Source organism: Pseudohongiella sp. (genome assembly GCF_040877505.1).
GTDB lineage: Bacteria > Pseudomonadota > Gammaproteobacteria > Pseudomonadales > Pseudohongiellaceae > Pseudohongiella.
Window position 1 is genome coordinate 15,022 of record NZ_JBBDNQ010000032.1, and the last position, 19,883, is coordinate 34,904.

Sequence of the window (19,883 nt, forward strand, 5' to 3'; positions counted from 1 at the left end):
ATATGAATGAATTCAAGGTACCTGAGCCGCGCTGGAGCGATCCATTGCAAGGGCGGTTTTTACGTTTGGCGGCCAGTGGTCTGATCCCTGCGCGCTGGTTTCTACCCGACCTGCCAGGTCCGGAACAGCGCGCTGCGCGTGAGGGCAGGCTGCATATTGAAATCGTCAGCCACTGCTGGAACTACGCCCACATGCTGGTGTACCAGCTCAGTTCACTGGTGTTGTTTCCGCCGCAGAACGTGGATGTCACGATGACGGTTTATTACGGCGAAGAAGATGGCCTGACGGTGGCATTACTGGAGCATATTGCGCAACACAATGTGCCCGGTGTGCGCTGGAACTGGCAAAAACTGCCGCGCCAGGCGTTGTTCCGGCGTGCCATTGGTCGCAATCTGGCGGCCCGGGAAAGCACGGCCGACTGGGTGTGGTTTACCGATTGTGACCTGCTGTTTCGCGAAGGCTGCCTTGATGGTCTGGCCGCTGCGCTGCAGGGGCGGCGAGACACGCTGGTGTTTCCGTCAGCAGAGCAATGCACGGCGCTGCTGCCCCCGGATGCGCCGTTGTTATCGCCGGTGATGGCACCGCTGCAGGTGCTGGATGTTGATCCGGGGCTGTTTTCACGCTTTCCGCGCGATCGGGCGACCGGGCCTTTGCAGATTACCCATGGCGATGTCGCCCGGGCAGTAGGTTATTGCGAGAGCCTGCCTTATTACCAGAGGCCCTCAGAGACCTGGTGCAAGGCCTATGAGGATCGCGCTTTTCGCTGGTTGCTGAGAACGCAGGGCGAGCCGATTGAGGTGCCTGGCGTGTTCCGCATACGGCATGTCGCCAAGGGCCGCTACACCGGCAGCAGACTTAATACCGGTGTGCGCAGCGGCCTGCGCCGGCTGGTCGCCAGGCTGAAAGGCTAAAGACTCAGTTACGATACAGCTTCAGACCGACCGCTGAGCCCTGGCCAAAACCTTTCCAGTAAGTGTGCTCAGGGCGCGCTTCACCGTTGGGATTGATTGCATGGACGCCTTCGGCGCCATCCTCGATGACATCCAGGTAGGTGGCTTTGTCAGCGTCGCCTTTTAAATGCAGATCCAGAAAAGCAGTCGCGAAGTGCTGCAGGATATTGTTCATGCGCAGCGTATCCCACACCGGGTCCGTGTAATGACCGGCGCCGGTGGTGTCTTCGCGGTCGAGAAATTCAACAGGCAGGGGGATGGGCGCGGCTGCACTGTGACCTGCATTTTTGAACACAAGCAGGTAGCGGTCGCTGTTCACGGCGCCGTCGTAAACGGCCTTGATCCCGTTTTCATAGCCTGACGTGGTGTCAGCATCACCGGCCACAAACAGCGTCGGTACTGTGATGCCGGCCAGGCCGTCGGCATCCCAGAAACCTGTGTTCATGCCCCAGGGTGCGATCGGAATACCGGCCTTGATACGCGGGTCAATGCTGCCGGCAAAGTCGGGGTTTGATGCTGCCAGCTCGTTCAGCAGACCATTGGGCGGCGCAGCAATGAAACCCACGCCCGCATCGCTGTAACCGGCCCCCAGGTTATTGACGGCGCCATAGCCCCCCATGGAGTAACCGATCAACGCCGTGTTGTCACTGTCGACGACGCCGTGCAGAAAGTGATCGCTGACGTCGGCCAGCCCTGCAATCGCATCCAGTACAAAGCGCTGATCCATGGCACGGTTGTACAGCGTGCTGTTGATGTTCTGCTGATCCTCGTAAGTGCTGTCGCGGTGGTCGATTGATACCACCACGTAGCCTTTGCTGGCCAGGTTTTCACCCAGGTGGCTGAGCAGGTAGCGGTTACCGGGATAACCATGGGAGATGATGATCAGGGGGAATGCGCCGGGATCCTGCAGAGCATCGGCATCACGCACCGCACGTCCGTGCAGGGTGGCAGTCACCGCGGAATTACGGGTGGGGGTCTGATATTCAGTGCCTGGTGTCTGATCCGCAGCGAGCTGCGCCGGGTACCAGATCTCCAGTGTCAGACTGCGCTGATAAAGCGGGGTTTCCTCGTCTCTGCGCATATTGAGAACGTCGGGGCGATCGACATCAGTGACTTCAAGGGTACGTACACCGATGTCGTAAGCACCAAAACGTGCCAGTTCAGGGGCATCCGGGCGGATCAGATCAATCCGGTTGGTCTGGGCGTGCAGGGTGGCGCTGATAATGGTCATAAGCAGGCTTGCGATCAGGGTTCTCATAGGTGATACCAAGGGTGAGTTATACCAGCCCGTGACGGTGCTTGCCCAGTGCCGGTTTGACGTTGTTTGTGTTGTTGGCTGACCGAAACAATACCTCAGCGGTATCATTGTGTCAGCAATGCTGGTCAGTTTCCGTGAAAATCAGAGTAAAAAAAAGCCCGTTGTCGCTCGTTGACAACGGGCTTTTGATCCTTGCCTGGCTTATTCCAGATACGTGGCCTGCAATTGCTGAAGATCCTGCTCGCTCACACCCAGGTCATTACGGATATAGGCGTCAACCGAACCGGCGCGCGTCGCCATCTCGTCCAGGGCAGCTTCGATATAGGCGCGGCGTGTTCCCATCAGCGCGTCGAGGGCGGCAGGCGACATCGAGGCCAGGAAGCTGTAAGTCTCATCCATGTCGTCAGTCAGCGCTGGCGCTGCCGTCTGATACTCAGGCAGGCTGGCGATGGTTTCAGACAGTGTGTAGTCGGCGATGACAGTTTCCCGTTCAACGCCCAGTGCGGTCAGCAGCAAGGCTGCGGCGATGCCGGTGCGATCCTTGCCGGCCGTGCAATGAAACAGCAGGGCTTCATCGTTATTGGCCAACTGATCAAACATGGCCGCGTAGTGGGGTTGCTGCTGATCAATCATCTGGCGGTACAGTTCGGCCATCAAAGCCTCGGCCTCCGGACCGCCGAGATCCGGATTGGCAAACGCACCAAGAACATCGTTGCCCTCACCGAAGGTCATATGGTAATCCCAGGTCATGATATTGACGTCACCGGCCTTCCAGTTTGTTGGTTCATCCTGACGCTCTTCAATGGCCCGAAAATCGACAACGGTCTGGATATCAAGTGCGTCTATTTTTTTGTAGTCGGCATCAGTCAAATGATGCAGAACGCCGGAGCGGTAGAGCAGGCCGGATTTGACCTGTCTGCCATCTTCGGTCTGGTAGCCACCCAGGTCACGGAAGTTACGCCCGCCTTCCATGGGGATCAGGTGTCTCTCTATCAGTGCGCGCTGCTCAGGCGTCGCAGCCAGTGCGTTGACGCTGACAGCGAGCATAAAAAGCAGGGTCGCGCCAAGGGCAGCGTACAGGGCGAATGAACTCGTTTGCCTTAACATGTGTCGTATCCTCTTCATGATATGTGATTCGTTGTGTGTTCCGATGAATGTCAGAAGTTGGCGCGTATGCCAGCCATGTAATAGCGGCCGTAACGCTCAACCTGATTCGGCGTGCGTTCGGTGCCGGAATAGCGCACATCAATTGCATCATTCAGGTTGTTGATGTTGAGGTAAACCGACAGGTCTGCGCCCGCCATCTGCCAGGGCAGGTCGTACTTGGCAGACAGGTCCAGGCGTTTTTGCGCTGCCCAGTATTCAGCCATGGCGTCGTTTTCGGTGGTGGATAACCAGTCGTCACGGAACTGGTAGTTCAGTCGCAGTGACAGGCGGTTGGTCTCGTAATAGACCGAGGTGTTGTAGATCATTTCCGAAGTGCCCGGCAGGCTGAAGCGGTTGCCGCCCTCGGTGGTGAACTCGCTGTCCAGCACAGTCAGGTTGGCATTAAATCCCAGGCCATCAAGCTGGCCATTCAACAGGCCGGGGGCAAAGTCGGAGACCTGGGCGATCAGGTTGAACTCGGCACCGGTCAACGAACCACTGTCGCCGTTGATGAAGCCGGTGTAGGTCCAGCGCTGGCCTGCTGCGGAGGGCAGGTAGATGCCACCGTCGATGGTTGAGGAATCGGCGTAGATCACATTGTCGATATCGCGATGAAAGGCGCCCAGGGAGATCAGACTGGCGTCGCCGTAGTACCATTCCAGTGATGCGTCCAGGCCCATGGCTTCTTCCGGTTCCAGGCTGGGGTTGCCGCCGGTAACGGCCTGGTCAACCGGGCTGACGATGGCGGAGGCGCGCCATTCATTGTAGGTGGGGCGGCTGATGGCGGAGGTGGCGGCCAGGCGCAGTTTGACGTTCTCGCGCAGGTCGATATTGACGTGCGCACTGGGCAGCACATGGACAAAGTCATCGCTATAGGATGCCAGCGGGCCTTCGCTGCTATAGTCGGTGCGCTCAATGCGGGCACCTGCCACGATGTTGCCCCAGGCAAAGTCAGTCGTGGTCATGCCGTAAGCGGCTGTGATGTCCTCATCGATGGCCACAATCTGATCAGCCGGCGCCGTCACGCTGACTCCCCCGACCGCATCAGACCAGGCTTGAAATACACCCGGGTTGTCGTAATAGGTGCCGCCGATGCTGTTGGTGAAATCCGTTATCCAGGGCGAGCCGCTGTTAAAGGCGTCAATATCCACATTTTGCGGGAAGGCTCCTTGCGCAACTGCAAAACCAGTGCCGCGTCCCTGGCGCATATCATGTTCAAAACCAAGCTCAAGCAAGGCATTGCGGTTGAACAGGGAGATGTTGCGCTCCGCGTCGAGTTTGATTTTGTCGGCGTCAATGTCCAGATTGGAGTCGATGATAATGCCAAGCGTGACGGCATAGTTGATGTCGGCAATATTCATCGGATTGGTGCTGAAAGGAGAAGATATATTGGTGATCGGATTTTTGACATCGCTGATGTCAAAGCTGGCCGAGGCGGCGCCGCCAACACTTAAGGGAATGGGCAGGAAGGTGTTGTTTTCGGTTGCCGTCTGGTTCAGGCGCGCTTCCATGAACCAGTTGCCCACGCTGAAGTCGGCGCCCAGGGTGTTGGTCAGGGCTGAGTTATTGTAGCGACCGTTTTGCAGGTAGCGACTTGCCAGCACCAGCGGCTGGTATCCCGAATCGCCGATGACACGGTCAGTGCCGGCGGCTTCAGCGCCACCCGCAAAATCAAACACGTGCTGGTTGCGCTCTTCCTCGTCAATGAACTCGCTGTACAGCGTGGAGAAAAAATATCGGTTCATGCTGCCGCTCGGCCGGTATTCAAGCCGTCCGCCCCAGGCATTGTCTTCCCGGTTTACAAAGTAGCTTCGGTAATCGATTTCGTTGAGCAGCAGTTCGTTGGAAGCGGGGTCAATGGCGAGGTCGAATTCGCGATTGTCGGTCACCTGTTCGCGGCTGTTGTGTGAACCGAATAAAGAAAAACCAATATTCTCGTCCGACCATGACAGGCGCAGGCTGTAGCGCGCGACATCGCCATCGCCCAGTTCCTGTCGCCCGGTGCCGATGTCGCTGGATGCTGACCAGCCTTCGGCATCAAACGGGTTAAAAGATTCGATATTGATAAAGCCGGATACCGCCTCGCCGGGCATTGACGGCGTGATTGCCTTATTTGCCGAGATGCGACGGGTAATGACGGCGGGGAAGGCGTCGAAGCGTGGCACCCGGCCATTTTCCGCACCCGGAATGGTCAGCCCGTCAATGGCCAGAGAGGTATAACGAAAAGGGGCGCCGCGGAAGTTGATATAACGCGCCTGGCCCTGGTCGCGTTCAATGGCCAGCCCCGGCATGCGACCCAGCGAGTCGGCCAGGTTCTGGTCAGGAAAACGGCCGATGGTATCGGCAGAGACCACATCCAGATAATTGTCGGCGTTACGTTTTTCTTCGATGGCGGCTTTCTGGCTGTCACGAATGGGGCTGCCGAAGGTGATCACTTCGGTGATTTCGCTGTCTTGTGCCAGTGTCGGCATAGAGCTGACTGAGGCTCCAATAGATGCGGCAATCAAGGCAGAGACGAGTTTACGTTGGGGAGAAAATTTAGTGCTCATGTCCAGGGTGCTCCGGGGTAAGTTGTTTCAACAAGGCATCAGCTGCCAGCCTGGTAATGGCTAGCTGAACTGCCTGACCCGTGGCATCTTGAGCCGCTTGTATGACGCTTACGTGAAAAACACCCTGCTGCCGGAAATGAGATATCTCTTAAACATGAATGTTTTTAATATCAACAAGATGCACCAGGTGGTTAGTTGACGTAGACGCTTGCACTTAAAGAGAAAGGCGCTTGCGTCCGGAGAAAAAGGCGCTTGTATTTACAGCACTATCAGGTTTGGTGCGCAGGCAAGCCGGTGTCGATAGCGTGCGGTGCGGGGGTCACGCTCTGATTCAAAGAGGTAGGGCGCAGCCAGAGTTTCGCCCAGCACGCGACAAAGCTCGTCTTTCACTTTGTTGCGGTTCTGGTCGAGTATTTTTGCGCGCAAACCGTGTTCCGTCAGATCATTGATGGCTTTCTGGTGACCGCCGCAAGCGGTCATGAGTTCGATCAAAAATGTCGCTGACACCCGGTCGGGTCGGTCGGTCGCCGGGTTCAGCAGCCAGCCTTCACTGTTGTCGCCGGGGCTGGCGCCAGAAACCCGGGCAGAGCCAAGGCGCAGACGCGCGTACCAGACGTAGTAAAAATAAGGGGTTTTGGGCAATGTCAGGGTGATGCCATGCAGGGTGACACTGTGCCGCTGGTGATCAAACCGCATAGTGGCCGGCGCCAATGCGATTGCCAGAGCCTGTCTGAGACCACGAGCGCTGTAGCCATGCTGTTTGATGCCCAGCAGAAGCCAGGGCAGGCGCCGTGACATGACGGGTGGCAGCAGAAGCATCAGCAGAACAGATACGAGCGCGAGAAAGGCATTGATACCCAGCAGTCTTGGCACATCAAGCGTACATTGCAGCTGAAAGCTGGCGACTTCCGGGGACTGACCGTGGTGCCAGTCCACCCGTATTGTGGTTGCTACGGGGAGCAGTCGGGCTGAGCGTGTTGTTGTTCGTTGCGGCGCGGAGGACAGCAGCCGGATCAGTTGGGCGCTGCAGTTGTGCAACAGCGCAGAGCGTCCGGCAACGCTTAGCGAGCCCAGATCCTGATCCACTGCATTGCTGACCAGATTGATGGTGTCCGCGTCTGACACAAAACTGAATTGCAGCGCGTCAGCCAGTCTGCGGGGCAACTGCTCGGCAAGGGTGTCCTGCAAGCTGGTTTTTGCTGACCACAGCGCAACGCCTGCACCGGCCAAGGACAGCACCACGGTAAGCATCAGCCAGCACAACGTGGCTTTTGAGCGCGATTCGACCACGGACGTTTTGTGCGTAAAGTCAGTAGACACAGATAATGTTGTCATCGGCAACTGCCCGCCGCATCGCTGCCGTGTGTGGCAACGCCGTTGATGTTCTGGTGCGTTTCTATGCCCTGCCACAGTTGGGTCAATAACCTGAGTGCGGCTACGATCTCGCAGCGCTGGGCCGGGCTTTCGAGTGGCTGGCGCACAAAAAAAGTTGCCGCTGTTGCCGAGTTGTCGACCAGCGTGCGAAATACCGGCCTGTCAATTGCGAGATTCAACCCGCCGGTGATCAGATCGAGCTCGCCACGATAGAAACTGTCATACAGGGAGCCAGTGTTGGCGAAATACACCGGTACGTAGTTTTCCCCCAATGTGTCGATGGTGGCCAGGGAGGTCAATGGCAGCAGATTATGGGTATGGCTGCTGTCGTCAGCGAGCAGGCCAATGCGCTTGCCCTGAAAGTACTCCGCCGTCATTTGTGGCGTGTTGTTCAGGCTGAGCCAGAACACCGAATAGTTATCGTAGTGCAGCAAGGTATCGTAATGCTCGTCAAAGTCGGGCATCAAACCGGTCAGGAAATGGTGCCGGTTCCAGATCACGTCATAGCGCTGGTTGACCAGATCCGCGGTGCTGAGCAGGGTGCGCGGCTTCCATGACACTTTCACCGACGCGAATTCCTCGCTGATCGCCGGCGAACGGCAAAGTTTTTGCGCCATCTCGGCAGCATAGGTGGGAATCACTGACAGAATTCTCAGCTCCGGACCGGACGCAAGACCTGTGGAGCAGCGGTACTGGTAGTATTCGCCCAGGCTGATGCGCGCATTCTGGTGTGACAAAATACCGGACAACACAATGGCTATCAGCAGGAAAGCGCTGCCCGCTAACAATCGGGGTCTGGTAGGCCATAGACTGCCTGGCTTCATATCGCCTGCTTTGCCTCGCACTGACTGCCTCGAGTATGTTTTTCCGGAGCTCGGCTATGTTTTCAGATAGCGTGTTGGTTCGTATTCTTTGGGGAAGATGTTTAGCCTAAGCCATGTTTGTTGCAGTTTTATTACATTGACGTCAGGTGTGGATATGCAGGATATTCGGAGTCTGGCTTTACATGACCGGAAATTCACAGGATTCAACAGGATATTGTTATGAGCAAACTGGACGCCCTCAAGAAAATGACCACGGTGGTGGCAGATACGGGCGATTTTGAAGCAATACGGCAGTTCACGCCGCAGGATGCAACAACCAATCCATCGCTGCTGCTGAACGCGGCGCAGCAATCACAATATGACGATCTGGTGGCAGACGCCGTGGCGTTCGGGCAGCGCACCGGCAGCACAGCGGAGGCGCGCACCGATGCCGCCATGGACAAGCTGGCAGTGAACTTCGGGCAGCGCATTGCTGCTACGGTGCCTGGCTATGTCTCAACCGAGGCGGATGCCGGCCTGTCATTCGATACTGAAGGCACCATACGTAAAGCCAATCGGTTGCTGGAGCTCTATACCCAGGCCGGCGTGGATACATCGCGGATACTGATCAAGATAGCGGCGACCTGGGAAGGTATTCAGGCCGCGCGCCAATTGGAAAAGGACGGCATCAAGTGCAATCTGACCCTGTTGTTCGGTTTCAACCAGGCAATCGCCTGTGCCGAAGCGGGCGTGTTCCTGGTTTCGCCGTTTGTCGGGCGCATCCTGGACTGGTACAAGGCCAGCACCGGCAAGGACTACACGGCAGCGGATGACCCGGGCGTGTTATCGGTGCAGCGAATCTACCGCTATTATAAAACGCATGGGTACCCGACCATCGTCATGGGTGCCAGTTTCCGCAATACCGGCGAGATTGAAGCCCTGGCTGGTTGTGATCGTTTAACCATTTCACCTGCTCTGCTGGAACAACTGGCGGCGGATGACGGTGATTTGCCGCGCGCGCTGGACCCGGCGCAGGTCAGCAACGAAAAGCGCATCAGTTTGCCGGAGGCCAATTTCCGTTGGCAGTTGAATGAAGATGCCATGGCGACGGAAAAGCTGGCAGAAGGGATTCGTAAATTTCATGCCGACTATCTGGCACTGCGTCGGGTGCTGGAAACGCGTTAAAAAAGAAGGGCAAAAAAAGGCCAGGGCATGTAATGACACCCTGGCCGTCAGTGCCGGTCATATCGCGACCGGCATTTGGAGCTACCTTCAACTGGCGGAGACGTTATGCTGTCAGTTTTGCTGCGATACGGGTGACGTGTTCACCTTGGTGGCGGGCAATCGCCAGCTCGCGATCATCGGGTTGCCGCGCACCGTCGCCACCGGCGATGGTCGTGGCACCGTAGGGTGTGCCGCCGCTGACCTGGGAAATATCAAACAGCTCTGGTGCGGTATAACCCAATGGCACAATGACCATGCCGTGGTGAGCCAATGTGGTCCAGGTTGAGGTGATGGTCATTTCCTGACCACCGCCGGTCCCTGTCGAGGCGAACACACTGGCGACTTTTCCTGCCAGCGCGCCCTTGGCCCACAGACCGCCGGTCTGATCCAGGAAATTGCGCATCTGCCCCGACATGTTGCCAAACCGGGTGGGCACACCAAGGATGATGGCATCATAATCACCCAGCTCAGCCGGGCTGGCGACATCAGCGGCCTGCTCAGTCTTGCCACCGGCGGCTTTAAAGGCCTCTGTCGGCATGGTTTCAGGAACACGTTTGATGGTAACCTCAGCGCCGTCGACACGAGCTGCGCCCTCGGCAACTGCCTGCGCCATGGTTTCAATATGGCCGTACATGGAATGATAAAGCACTAATACTCGAGTCATGGATGATTCCTCCTGCTAAAATGACTGAAGACAGCATAACCAAAACAGATTCGATGAATGACGCAATAATTGGCGCATATGCATCAATAAATTTGATGGATGGGCGCAGCTCCTCAAGTGGTTCAAACCAATTCGTGGGAAACAGACACCGGCAGATAAGGAGATAAAACGGGTATGAAAAGACTATTGTCGTTTTTGGGACGGATGATTGACGCGGTGCGGGTGGTGCTGGGGCGTTTGATTTTCCTGCTGATCATCGGTGTTGTATTGTACGCAGTGTTTTCCGGGCCTGAGCCGATGACCGTACCTGACGAGGCGGCGCTGGTGTGGTCACCGTCCGGTGTCATCACGGAGCAGCGCAGCCAGGCTAACCCTGCCGACCTGTTGCTGGGGCCGGCGATGCCGGAGAATTCAGTGCTGCAGGATCTGGTGGATGCGTTGCAGCGCGCCGGCGAAGACGACCGCATCACGGCACTGGTCATGGATCTGGAGGACCTGCTGGGTGTCAGCCCTGCTCATATTGAAATTCTGGGCGATGCCCTGGCTGACTTCAAGGACAGCGGCAAGCTCATCTATGCTTACGGCGACTATTTTTCGCAAGGCCAGTATGCCCTGGCGTCTTACGCGGATACCATTACCCTGCACCCGATGGGCAGCGTGATGATCACCGGTTATGGCGGCAATCAGCTTTTTGTCCGCGATCTGCTGGACAAACTCAATATCAATGTACATGTGTTTCGCGTCGGTGAGTTCAAGTCTGCAGCGGAGCCGTTCACCCGGATGGATATGTCCGACGAGGCACGCGCCGACGCGCAGACGTTGATGGGGGAACTGTGGTCAGGCTTCCTGGCGCGGGTGGCCCCGAACCGGGAGCGCAGCCCTGCTGAGCTGCAGGCCTATGCGGACCGGTTTCCTGAATTACTGATGGCAGCCAGTGGTGATATGTCGCGTGTGGCCTTCGAGCAGGGGCTGGTTGACAATATCGCCGGCATTGACAGTTTCCGACGGCAGGTAGCTGCCAGTGTGGGCGTGGACAATGACAATGGCAGTTTCCGGCAGATTCACTACAAAGACTATCTGGGTGCTACCGACCGTATAATCCCGCCTTTGAATGACCAGGTAGCGGTGATTGTGGCACAAGGCACCATCATGCCCGGGGAGCAGCCGCAAGGTCTGATAGGCGCTGACGATGTGTCGGAACTGGTGCGCATCGCGCAGCAAAGTGACGCGGTTAAAGCACTGGTGTTGCGTATAGATTCTCCCGGCGGTGCGGCGCTGGCATCCGAGGAAATTCGCGCCGCGTTGACCCAGTTTCAGCAGTCGGGGCGTCCTGTTGTTGTGTCCATGGGCAGCACGGCAGCATCAGGCGGTTACTGGATTGCCGCGACCGCTGACAGAATTCTGGCTTCGTCATCGACCATCACCGGCTCCATCGGGGTCATTGGTATGATACCGACCTTTGAAGAGGCACTGGACAACCTGGGCATCGGCGTTGACGGGGTTGGCACCACAGCCATGTCGAGGGCCGGTGATCCCCTGAGTGGTATGGACGACGTACTGGCCACAATTTATCAGAGCACCATTGATGACGCCTATCAGCGATTTATTCAGTTGGTGTCTGATGGCCGTGATATCCCGCTGGCGGAAGTCGATGCGCTGGCCCAGGGGCGCGTATGGACGGGTGCGCAGGCACTTGAGCTGGATCTGGTTGATGAACTGGGTGACCTGGAGCAGGCGATCGCATCAGCCGCAGAGCTGGCCGGTTTGCAGGCCTGGCAGGAAGTGTATGTGGAACAACCGTTAAGCTTTGGCGAACAGATGTTGATACAGATGATGGACAGCATGGGCGCGACGCAGGTCCTGGCAACTGTTCGTGATGGCGTTGTCAGTGGGCTGCGTAATTCCCCGGCGCATGGTGCGCTTGATCTGTCCCGCGTACTCGCGGGTGTGCCTGCACACGAAGTGCAACGCTGGCAATCGATGATGGATCTGATATTGCCACAGGATTACCCCGCGCAACGTCTGCGCACATTGCTGGTGTGCAACGTCTGTGTCATGACGCCGCACTGAATATCCCGATATTGGTAAAGTAGCCGTCGCTGGAGGCGGTATGTCAGACAGGCGCTCCATCAAAACCGGCCTTTACGCCCTGGCCGGTTCTCTGCTGGTGCTGGGCGTAATCCGCTACTATCCGTTGGCCGCGATGAATGTTTCCGGTTTGCTGGTGGTCGTGCTGGTGTTGTCATGGCTGGCGTTTCAGTATCTGTCCCGCGTCAATCTGATGCGCCGTCATGCCCTGCTGAGCCATGTGACCGGTGACGGCAGTCTGCTAAGACGGCTGTTCTGGGACAGCTATCTTCAGCGCTTGCTGTTGATGCTTGTGGCGTTGACAAGTGCGCTGATTGCGCTGACCATGACCAGCGAGCTGACAAATCTGGAATGGTTTGTCATTATTTCCAGCCTGCCGTTATTCCTGTTGTTCTATTGGCTCAGCCACCGCTGGTTCGCGGCTGAACTGACGCCTCAGTATCGCTTGCCGGTACTGCTGAGAATCAGTCATCGCTGTACCCTGGGCGTCGCTGCCGTGGTGCTGGTCCTGCTTCAGTTCTACCTTGTTGATGTACCTGATACCCGACACCTGAACTTTGCCTTGGTGACGCAAGCGGCGTATCAGCAGGAGGCTGGCCAGGCTGCGCTGGCACCTGTTGGTGCGCTGTTAGGTATCAATGCCGCTCTTAATGATGGTATGTGGCACCTGATGCAGATGGCATCGGACAGTGATGCGCTGCTGGCGCCGGTCAAATTGAGTGCCTGGCTTGTGTTTCTGCTGGTCAATGCGCTGAAACTGGGGTCAATCTGGGTACTGCTGCTGGGATGGATTACCCTGGTAGCCGGACGTAAAGAAGCGGCTCAACCAGTGCTGGGTGCTTCACCCTTTGCACGTTACTTCAGTGTCGCGATGATCGTGATGCTGCTGATTTACCTGGTGTTGACACAGGTAAATGTTGGTTCATATCTGATGCCTCAGCGCACAGTAGATGTCGGCCCGCACAATGCCTTGCCGATGGGGCCGATCGACCCCTGCCGCAATATCACGCCGGCGCAGCAACAGGTGCAACAGCAAGACCTCGCCGCACAGGCGCAACAGGTTCTGTCCGGGCAACAGCAGGCCATGCTGGCCCGGATAAATACGAACATTGATGAGCAGGTAGAGCGGGCTTTCGCCCCGGCCGCAGCCGGTGTAGAGCGTTTCCTCGACTGGAATTTCAGTTTACGCGGACAATATACCCAGCTGGCGTTCATGGGCCGTTCGGCGATGGCTGAAACCACGTTCGCTGACTATATCGGTGAGCGGATTGATACCTATGTCAGCACGACGGTGGCGCCGGGAGTGGCGGACATTACTGAAGCCCTGGCCGGCAGCTTTGATGCCGAGGTGCGGCAGCTGTACGAAATGCAGGATGCGCTGATGGCGCAATTATTGTCGACAGCGGATTGTCTGACATTGCCACAACCCACGCTGGCGCTGGACGAGTACATGAGTAAATCGCTGGTGGGTGCCGGTTCTGGCGCTGGCGTGCTGGCGGCACGCGCCAGTATGCGCATGGGCTCCCGAGTGGTCAGTCGCACGGCGACGAAACGGGTCATCTCCAGTGGTTTTGCCCGCCTGACCGGCAGGCTGGCGAGCAGTGCCGCGGCAGGCAGTGCCGGTACTTTGTGCGGGCCGCTGGTGATTATTTGTGCACCGGCACTGGCAGCCGCAACCTGGGTGGGTACCGATCTGCTGATCAATGAGGTTGACGAATCATTGAATCGGGCGCAAATGCGGACCGACATGATGGCGGTATTGGCGGAGGACAAAGCGGCATTGAAAACGGCGTTGAAAGAAGCGTACACCAGTGCTGCGCAGCAAACGTTTGCCGACATTGAAGCGTATCAGCAGCGACGCTTCAATATTAATCGCGATGCGTTCCAATAGCCGTTTATGCCGATGTTGTTGACAGAGCCCGCGTGGCGGCGGCGACATTCTGCTGCAAATGCTTTGGGTTGATAGTGCCGGCGATTATGGCTGACACACCCGGCCGGGAAAAAACAAACCGCATATTCTGTGTCACAGCATCTTCCGTATTATTCTGCCCGACGATGGCATGCCCGCTATCAAATGCCTTCTTGATTAATACACCCTTGTGCAGTTTGTGGGCGTGATCAATGACATCGACTTCAGCGGTATGCTGCGGGTTATAGCTCACCATGACGAGGTCGCACAGGTTTGCCGCCAGCAAACCGCCATCAACGGTTTTGCCAGAAAAACCGACTGCCCGGATCAGTCCCTGCTCGCGGCAACGCATCAGCGTGTCGAGACAGTCCGTGTGTTCGATGACGTGTTGGTCGTTGCCGTCGGAATGCACCAGCACCAGGTCCAGGTAGTCGGTCCGCAGGCGTTTCAGGCTGCGCTCGATACTGTGCCGGGTATGCTGCGCACTGAAATCGAACCCGGAGATCCCGCCGCTGAACTCTTCACCCGTTTTTGTGCAGATAACCCATTCCTGGCGTCGCTGCATGAGTTTGCCCAGGCGCTCCTCGCTGCTGCCGTAGGCGGGGGCGGTGTCGATGAAATTGATGCCCAGTTCCTGCGCCTGGCGCAGCAGATTGCGAACGGCTGAATCGTCGGGGATAGTAAATTTTTCGGGGTACTTGACGCCTTCGTTGCGTCCGATCTTGACTGTGCCCAGGCCCAGGCAAGAAACATCAATGCCGGTGCTTCCCAGCGTGCGATGAGGCAGCGTCAACATCAGCGCAGGTTCTCCCAGGGGGGAGGTGCAATGCCCGGTGTCGGTAACAGCTCATTTAGTGCTTTCAGGGTGGGTAATGAGTCGTCGTTGCCAATAAGCGACTGTGCATCAAGCAGGGTCACAACCGTGTCGCCCAGGTCGGGACACAAAGTCAGTTTGGTCGGCCAGCAAACCATTAACGGACCGCAGTCTTCGACATAGGCGTTGTCGGGACGTTGCCGGTCGGCCACTCTGGGCTCGGCGCGGTTGATGAAGAAACTGCTCCATATGGAGTGGCTGAAATCTATCCAGGGGAACAGGGATTCCAGTTCGCGCCGAGCGAAAGCATGTTGTTCCGGCTCGCTGCGGTTCATACCCGATTCTGCCAGTTCACCGCCAAGGTACCAGATCCAGTGCAGGCCATCGTCCTCTTTGCACGGGTGAGCCGTCAGAGTCAGCCTCGGTGTCATGCCAAAGCTGTCGCCGATACAGTGCACATAGGGCGGGGCCGGGTGCGAAACTCTCACGGCGACCATGTGCAGGGGGCGACGCTGCATGAGCGGTGGCATCATCGTAGCCGGATGCTGCCAGTCGTTCAGAAGCCCTTCATTGCCTTCGCCCGCGCACAGGATGACACGAGTTGCGCGCAGGTCGATCGTGTCGGTGCCGGTGTCCAGCTGCAGGCGGGTACTGTCGTCGTCACTGGTCAGCTGAATATTCCGGCACTGGAACAGGCGGTCGCGCCAGGGCGCAGTCAGTGTCCTCAGCAGAGATGGGGTATCAACAACAAAATCGGTTAACTGATAAACCGTGCCCTGAACCCGGTGACTGCCGCTGTCGCGAAAGAACGCCGGATACTGCGCCGGTTTGAGGGCGTCAATGCGCCCGTGCAGGGCCTTGCTGCCCAAAAACGCTTTCATTCGCGAGCGGTAACTGCCGCTGGACCACATGTAATAATGCCGCGACAGCACCTGGCAGCCTTGCAGGTCCAGTTCCCCTTCGCCTTGCAGGCAGGCCCGCCAGCGGTCGGGCATCGCGGCAATGGCACTGCTGGCCGGGCTCAGAGCGCCATTAAGCGCATATTTCAGCCCCCCATGGATAATGCCCTGCGATGCCAGGGTCTGTCCGCCGCCCATGGCATCCTGTTCCAGCAGAATGGTGTCGTAACCGGCCTGATTGAGGCGGTTGAGCAGCCATAGGCCGGCGATACCGCCGCCGATAATCGCGATCTGTACCTTGAGTTCGGTGCTCATAACCATTTGCGCCATTTGAAGTACAAAACAAGCCCGACACCCACGGCCAGCATGAACAATAGAGTTAGCGGGTAAGCCCAGGGGATTGCCAGTTCCGGCATGTACTCGAAATTCATACCATAAACACCGGCGATAAATGTCAGTGGCATGAAGATACTGGCAAAAATGGTCAGCACTTTCATGATTTCGTTCATGCGTTGACTGACACTGGACACATACAGGTCGATCATGCCCGTCAGCAGGTCGCGCAGGGTGTCGATGTTATCCATGATGTGAATGGAGTGATCATACACATCGCGCAGGAACAGACGGATTTCGCTGTTGATGACCACATCCTCGTCCCTGCTCAGGCTGCTCAGGACCTCGCGCAGCGGCCACACTGCCTTGCGCAAAAGCAGCATCTCGCGTTTGAAATGATGGATCCTGTGCAGGGTTGTCGGCGTGGGTTTGTCGATTAACTCCTGCTCCAGGTCTTCGATGGCGTCGCCCAGGTTCTCCAGTATCAGGAAATAATTATCTACCACGGCATCAATCAGGGCGTAGGCCAGATAGTCGGCACCCATTTGTCTGATGCGCCGTCCGCTGCGCAGGCGCTCGCGAACACTGTTGAACACATCGCCCTGGCGTTCCTGGAATGACAGCACGTAGTTGTCCCCGACGATGAGGCTGACCTGCTCAATGGTGATCGACGTACTGTCTTCCCGGAACTGCAACATCTTGATCACGATATAGAGGTAATTGTCATGGACCTCGATCTTGGGTCGATGATCGGTATTGAGGATGTCTTCCATAACCAGGGGGTGAAGTTTAAACGTTTCCCCAAGAATCCTGACTAAATCCGGGTTGCTCAGGCCATCGACATTGAACCAGGCCACGGTAGTATCGGGCGCAGGGGGCTGACAATCTGTGGCATTTGTCAGTGTGGACTCGTCGATAGCGGTCTGATTGTAGTGAATCTGACTTATTCGGGGCAGATCCGCGGTGACCGGGCCGATGTGGATCAGGGTGCCAGGGGCGGCCCCGACCTTCTTGCCGCGCTTCCTGATCAGGCGGTTGAGCTGGCGCGGGCGACTGACTTTTGGCGTACCGTGATGTTTTGACATGAGCCTGGATTCACAAGTGTCCGCTCGATTCGAGCAGGCGGTCTTTTTAGTGAGTTTACTGTACTCTGGTGCGTGGGTGTGGCGATAATGGTATCACGCCCGTGCATTTGTACGCATTGACTCGAAGGGACTCCGCGTGAACAGAGCAATTTACAACTTCGCCTTTTATCTGCTGCTGCCCATCATTGTGTTGCGCCTGCTATTTCGCGCGCTGGTGCTGCCGTCGCCTGCCTACGCCAAGCGCTGGGGTGAGCGCCTGGGCTTTGTTGATCTGGCTCACGCACATCGCAAAGAACAGCGCTGGATATGGGTTCACGCCGCATCGGTAGGAGAGTCGGTGGCGATTTCTCCGCTGGTTATCCGCCTGCGTCAGCAGCGGCCGGAGTGGGGCATCGTTGTTACCACCATGACGCCCACAGGATCTGAACGCATAGAGGAGTTGTTTGGCAACGATGTCTGCCATGTTTATGCGCCCTACGATTACGCAGGCGCGGTAAAACGCTTTCTGAAAACCTTTCAGCCGGCGCTGGTCATTCTGGTTGAAACCGAGCTGTGGCCCAACCTGGTGCACTACAGTAAAAGGAGCGGCGCCAGCATCATGGTTGCCAATGCCCGGTTGTCGGAGAAATCCTATCGTGGTTACCAGAAATTTTCTGCGCTGGGTAAACCCATGTTACAAAAAATCGATTGTATCGCGGCGCAGGCGGAAACCGACGCTGAGCGCTTCCGGCGTCTGGGCGTGTCAGATCAGGCGCTGCATATCACGGGCAGCATGAAGTTCGATCTCAGTCTGCCCGATAACCTGGCGGCGCAGACCGCCGGGATGGCCCAGCGTATAGAAGGTACGCGGCTCATCTGGATCGCCGCCAGTACCCGCGATGGCGAGGAAGAGAAGGTTCTGGCCGCGTTCAAGCTCGTCAAGCGGGAGCTGCCAACTGCGCTTCTGATTTTAGTGCCACGTCACCCGGAAAGGTTTGCCGCGGTGGAGCGCCTGTGCCACAAACACTCTCTGCAGGTCGTCAGGCGCAGCGACAGCGCACAGATTGATGCGCTGACTGACATATTTCTGGGTGACAGCATGGGTGAGTTGCTGGCCTACTATGGTTTGGCTCAGCTGGCTTTTGTCGGCGGCAGCCTGGTCAATACGGGTTGCCAGAATGTTCTGGAGCCCGCCGCACTGGGTTTACCCGTGCTCGTAGGCCCCTCGCAATTCAATTTCCAGACCATCTGTGAACAGTTGACCGAGGTAGGTGCGTTGCGGACGGTCGGTGATGAAAACGAACTTGCCCGGCAAGTTGTGCGCCTGTTGCAGGACGATGACGCGCGTCAGGTGATGGGTGGAAAAGGCAGGACGGCGGTTGCGGCCAACAAAGGTGCGCTCGAACGCATTTATGATCTGACGGTCCGGTATCTGCCTGCCTGACAGCAGAGACCGGCGCCCCTGCTTCAGGCGACGTTGCGGGTCAGATTATCTGCGCCCTCGTCAGTGGTCAGCACATTGTCTTCAATACGAATGCCACCAAAGGGTATCAATTCCTCGACAAGTGTCCAGTTGATCGATTTTGCTGCTGTTGTGCTGCGTGCCGGTTCCAGCAGGGCCGGAATAAAATACAGGCCCGGCTCTATGGTTACCACCGCACCGGCGTCCAGTGTGCGGGTATTGCGCAGCCCCGGCCATTGCTCCGGCGGTGGGGCAATATCGCCGCTGCGGTTGGCAAGTCGCCCGCCCACATCGTGAACCTGCAGGCCCAGCAGATGACCCAGGCCGTGCGGGAAAAACAGGGTGCTGGTGCCATCGTCGACCAGCGTGCCCGGATTGCCATAACAAATGCTGGTGTCTGTCAGTAGCTGGGCCACCCCCAGGTGTGCCTTGCGGTGCAGGTCCGCGAACGATACGCCCGGCACCACGCTGTCTACCAGTGACGCCTGCAAGGCCTGCATGCGTTTCAACAATTCGTGGAACACCGGGTGTGCATCCTCAGCAGCCCAGGTGCGGGTAATATCGGAGCAATAGCCGTAGGCGCGACACCCGGCATCTATCAGCAATACATTATTGGGTGGTTTGCCGGCACTGTTCAGGTAACGACGTTTGTTCTGGTAGTGCAATATTGCTGCCTTCTCATTCAACGCAATAATATTGGAATAGGGCAGTTCCTGATCCAGCACCTGGCAGGCCGCCAGGTAGGCGTGATGGATATCGTATTCGTCACCCCCGTCGCGAAAAGTCTGCTCGGCGGCACCGTGCCCGAGCAAGGCGTGAGCATTGGCCTGGCGCAGACGGCCAATTTCATAGTCGGTTTTAACAGCCCGGTCATAGTCCAGCCAGGACAGCAGCGACGCCGGGTTGATCTGTTGTGCCGGAATGCCCAGGTCGGCAGCCAGTTTTTGATTCTCCCCCAGAAAAACCAGCGTTGTGACCCCGGGCAGGTGCGTGGCCAGCTCCGACAGGTTCTCCATGAAGGTGATGTCCAGGCAGTCTGCCCACCAGCGCTCCGTCTCCAGAGACTGGTCGTGCCAGAAGTCGCGTGGCACCAGGGCCAGCAGGCGCGGTTTGTGTCCCGGGACAAGCAGCACAAACTGGTCGGGCCGGTCGACGGGTGCCCAGCGCAGGAAGTGTCCCCAGGCTTTGAACGGCGGCGCATGGTCATCGGCAAAATAGTTGTGGCTGCTGCCGCTGTGGATCAGGATGGCGTCACAGCCAGGCTGGGTGTTTTGCAATGCCGCGTTCCAGCCCTGCTGAAGCTCGGTGATATGTTGCTGAAATAACGTTTGTGTGTCCATGCTGTG

General features: G+C 57.4%; 15 protein-coding genes. 5 read left to right on the plus strand and 10 right to left on the minus strand.

Annotated elements, in window-relative coordinates; translation table 11 throughout:
- Positions 1–2 precede the first annotated feature (2 nt).
- The gene (locus WD071_RS11290) at positions 3–911 is read left to right on the plus strand and encodes a glycosyltransferase family 2 protein (RefSeq protein ID WP_368048481.1); all 909 of its coding nucleotides are present in this window, start codon (positions 3–5) and stop codon (positions 909–911) included.
- A gap of 4 nt (positions 912–915) precedes the next feature.
- Here the strand turns inward: WD071_RS11290 and WD071_RS11295 are convergent, their stop codons facing one another.
- From WD071_RS11295 to WD071_RS11315, 5 genes are all read right to left on the minus strand, one after another.
- The gene (locus tag WD071_RS11295) at positions 916–2,208 is read right to left on the minus strand and encodes an alpha/beta hydrolase family protein (RefSeq protein ID WP_368048482.1); all 1,293 of its coding nucleotides are present in this window, start codon (positions 2,206–2,208) and stop codon (positions 916–918) included.
- A gap of 201 nt (positions 2,209–2,409) precedes the next feature.
- Positions 2,410–3,315, minus strand: a complete 906-nt coding sequence (locus tag WD071_RS11300) for a tyrosine-protein phosphatase (protein ID WP_368048483.1) — start codon at positions 3,313–3,315, stop codon at positions 2,410–2,412.
- A 50-nt stretch (positions 3,316–3,365) separates the two neighbouring features.
- Positions 3,366–5,903 carry a TonB-dependent receptor gene (locus WD071_RS11305; RefSeq protein ID WP_368048484.1) on the minus strand — a complete coding sequence of 846 codons (2,538 nt, stop codon included), beginning with the start codon at positions 5,901–5,903 and terminating at the stop codon, positions 3,366–3,368.
- A gap of 258 nt (positions 5,904–6,161) precedes the next feature.
- On the minus strand, positions 6,162–7,238 hold the full coding sequence (locus WD071_RS11310) for a hypothetical protein (protein ID WP_368048485.1): 1,077 nt from the start codon (positions 7,236–7,238) through the stop codon (positions 6,162–6,164).
- Positions 7,235–8,101, minus strand: coding sequence for a hypothetical protein (locus WD071_RS11315; RefSeq protein ID WP_368048486.1), 867 nt, complete (start codon positions 8,099–8,101; stop codon positions 7,235–7,237). The genes WD071_RS11310 and WD071_RS11315 overlap by 4 nt, the downstream gene beginning before the upstream one ends.
- A 219-nt stretch (positions 8,102–8,320) precedes the next feature.
- Between WD071_RS11315 and tal the strand changes: the two genes are divergently transcribed.
- A complete protein-coding gene (tal, locus tag WD071_RS11320) occupies positions 8,321–9,265 on the plus strand; it encodes a transaldolase (protein WP_368048487.1) in 945 nt (314 codons plus the stop codon).
- A gap of 103 nt (positions 9,266–9,368) precedes the next feature.
- Here the strand turns inward: tal and wrbA are convergent, their stop codons facing one another.
- Entirely contained in the window at positions 9,369–9,968 is a 600-nt protein-coding gene (wrbA, locus tag WD071_RS11325) for an NAD(P)H:quinone oxidoreductase (RefSeq protein WP_368048488.1), read from the minus strand.
- Between the two features lie 174 nt (positions 9,969–10,142).
- Here wrbA and sppA point away from each other — a divergent pair, with 174 nt between their 5' ends.
- Entirely contained in the window at positions 10,143–12,038 is a 1,896-nt protein-coding gene (gene sppA / locus WD071_RS11330) for a signal peptide peptidase SppA (RefSeq protein ID WP_368048489.1), read from the plus strand.
- Between the two features lie 40 nt (positions 12,039–12,078).
- A complete protein-coding gene (locus WD071_RS11335) occupies positions 12,079–13,947 on the plus strand; it encodes a hypothetical protein (RefSeq protein WP_368048490.1) in 1,869 nt (622 codons plus the stop codon).
- A 4-nt stretch (positions 13,948–13,951) separates the two neighbouring features.
- Here WD071_RS11335 and WD071_RS11340 read toward each other — a convergent pair whose 3' ends face one another.
- Genes WD071_RS11340 through corA form a run of 3 tightly spaced genes read right to left on the minus strand, consistent with a single transcriptional unit; the run spans position 13,952 to position 17,096 of the window.
- Positions 13,952–14,761, minus strand: a complete 810-nt coding sequence (locus WD071_RS11340; RefSeq protein ID WP_368048491.1) for an aldo/keto reductase — start codon at positions 14,759–14,761, stop codon at positions 13,952–13,954.
- Positions 14,761–15,993 (minus strand): FAD-dependent oxidoreductase, encoded by a 1,233-nt coding sequence (locus tag WD071_RS11345; protein WP_368048492.1) that lies wholly within the window; start codon positions 15,991–15,993, stop codon positions 14,761–14,763. The genes WD071_RS11340 and WD071_RS11345 overlap by 1 nt, the downstream gene beginning before the upstream one ends.
- Positions 15,990–17,096 carry a magnesium/cobalt transporter CorA gene (corA, locus tag WD071_RS11350; protein ID WP_368048493.1) on the minus strand — a complete coding sequence of 369 codons (1,107 nt, stop codon included), beginning with the start codon at positions 17,094–17,096 and terminating at the stop codon, positions 15,990–15,992. The genes WD071_RS11345 and corA overlap by 4 nt, the downstream gene beginning before the upstream one ends.
- Positions 17,097–17,232: 136 nt before the next feature.
- Here corA and waaA point away from each other — a divergent pair, with 136 nt between their 5' ends.
- A complete protein-coding gene (gene waaA, locus WD071_RS11355) occupies positions 17,233–18,519 on the plus strand; it encodes a lipid IV(A) 3-deoxy-D-manno-octulosonic acid transferase (protein ID WP_368048494.1) in 1,287 nt (428 codons plus the stop codon).
- Positions 18,520–18,542: 23 nt separating this feature from the next.
- On the opposite strand, the gene pepQ is transcribed toward waaA, so the two are convergent.
- Positions 18,543–19,877 carry a Xaa-Pro dipeptidase gene (gene pepQ / locus WD071_RS11360; RefSeq protein WP_368048495.1) on the minus strand — a complete coding sequence of 445 codons (1,335 nt, stop codon included), beginning with the start codon at positions 19,875–19,877 and terminating at the stop codon, positions 18,543–18,545.
- Between the last annotated feature and the right edge of the window lie 6 nt (positions 19,878–19,883).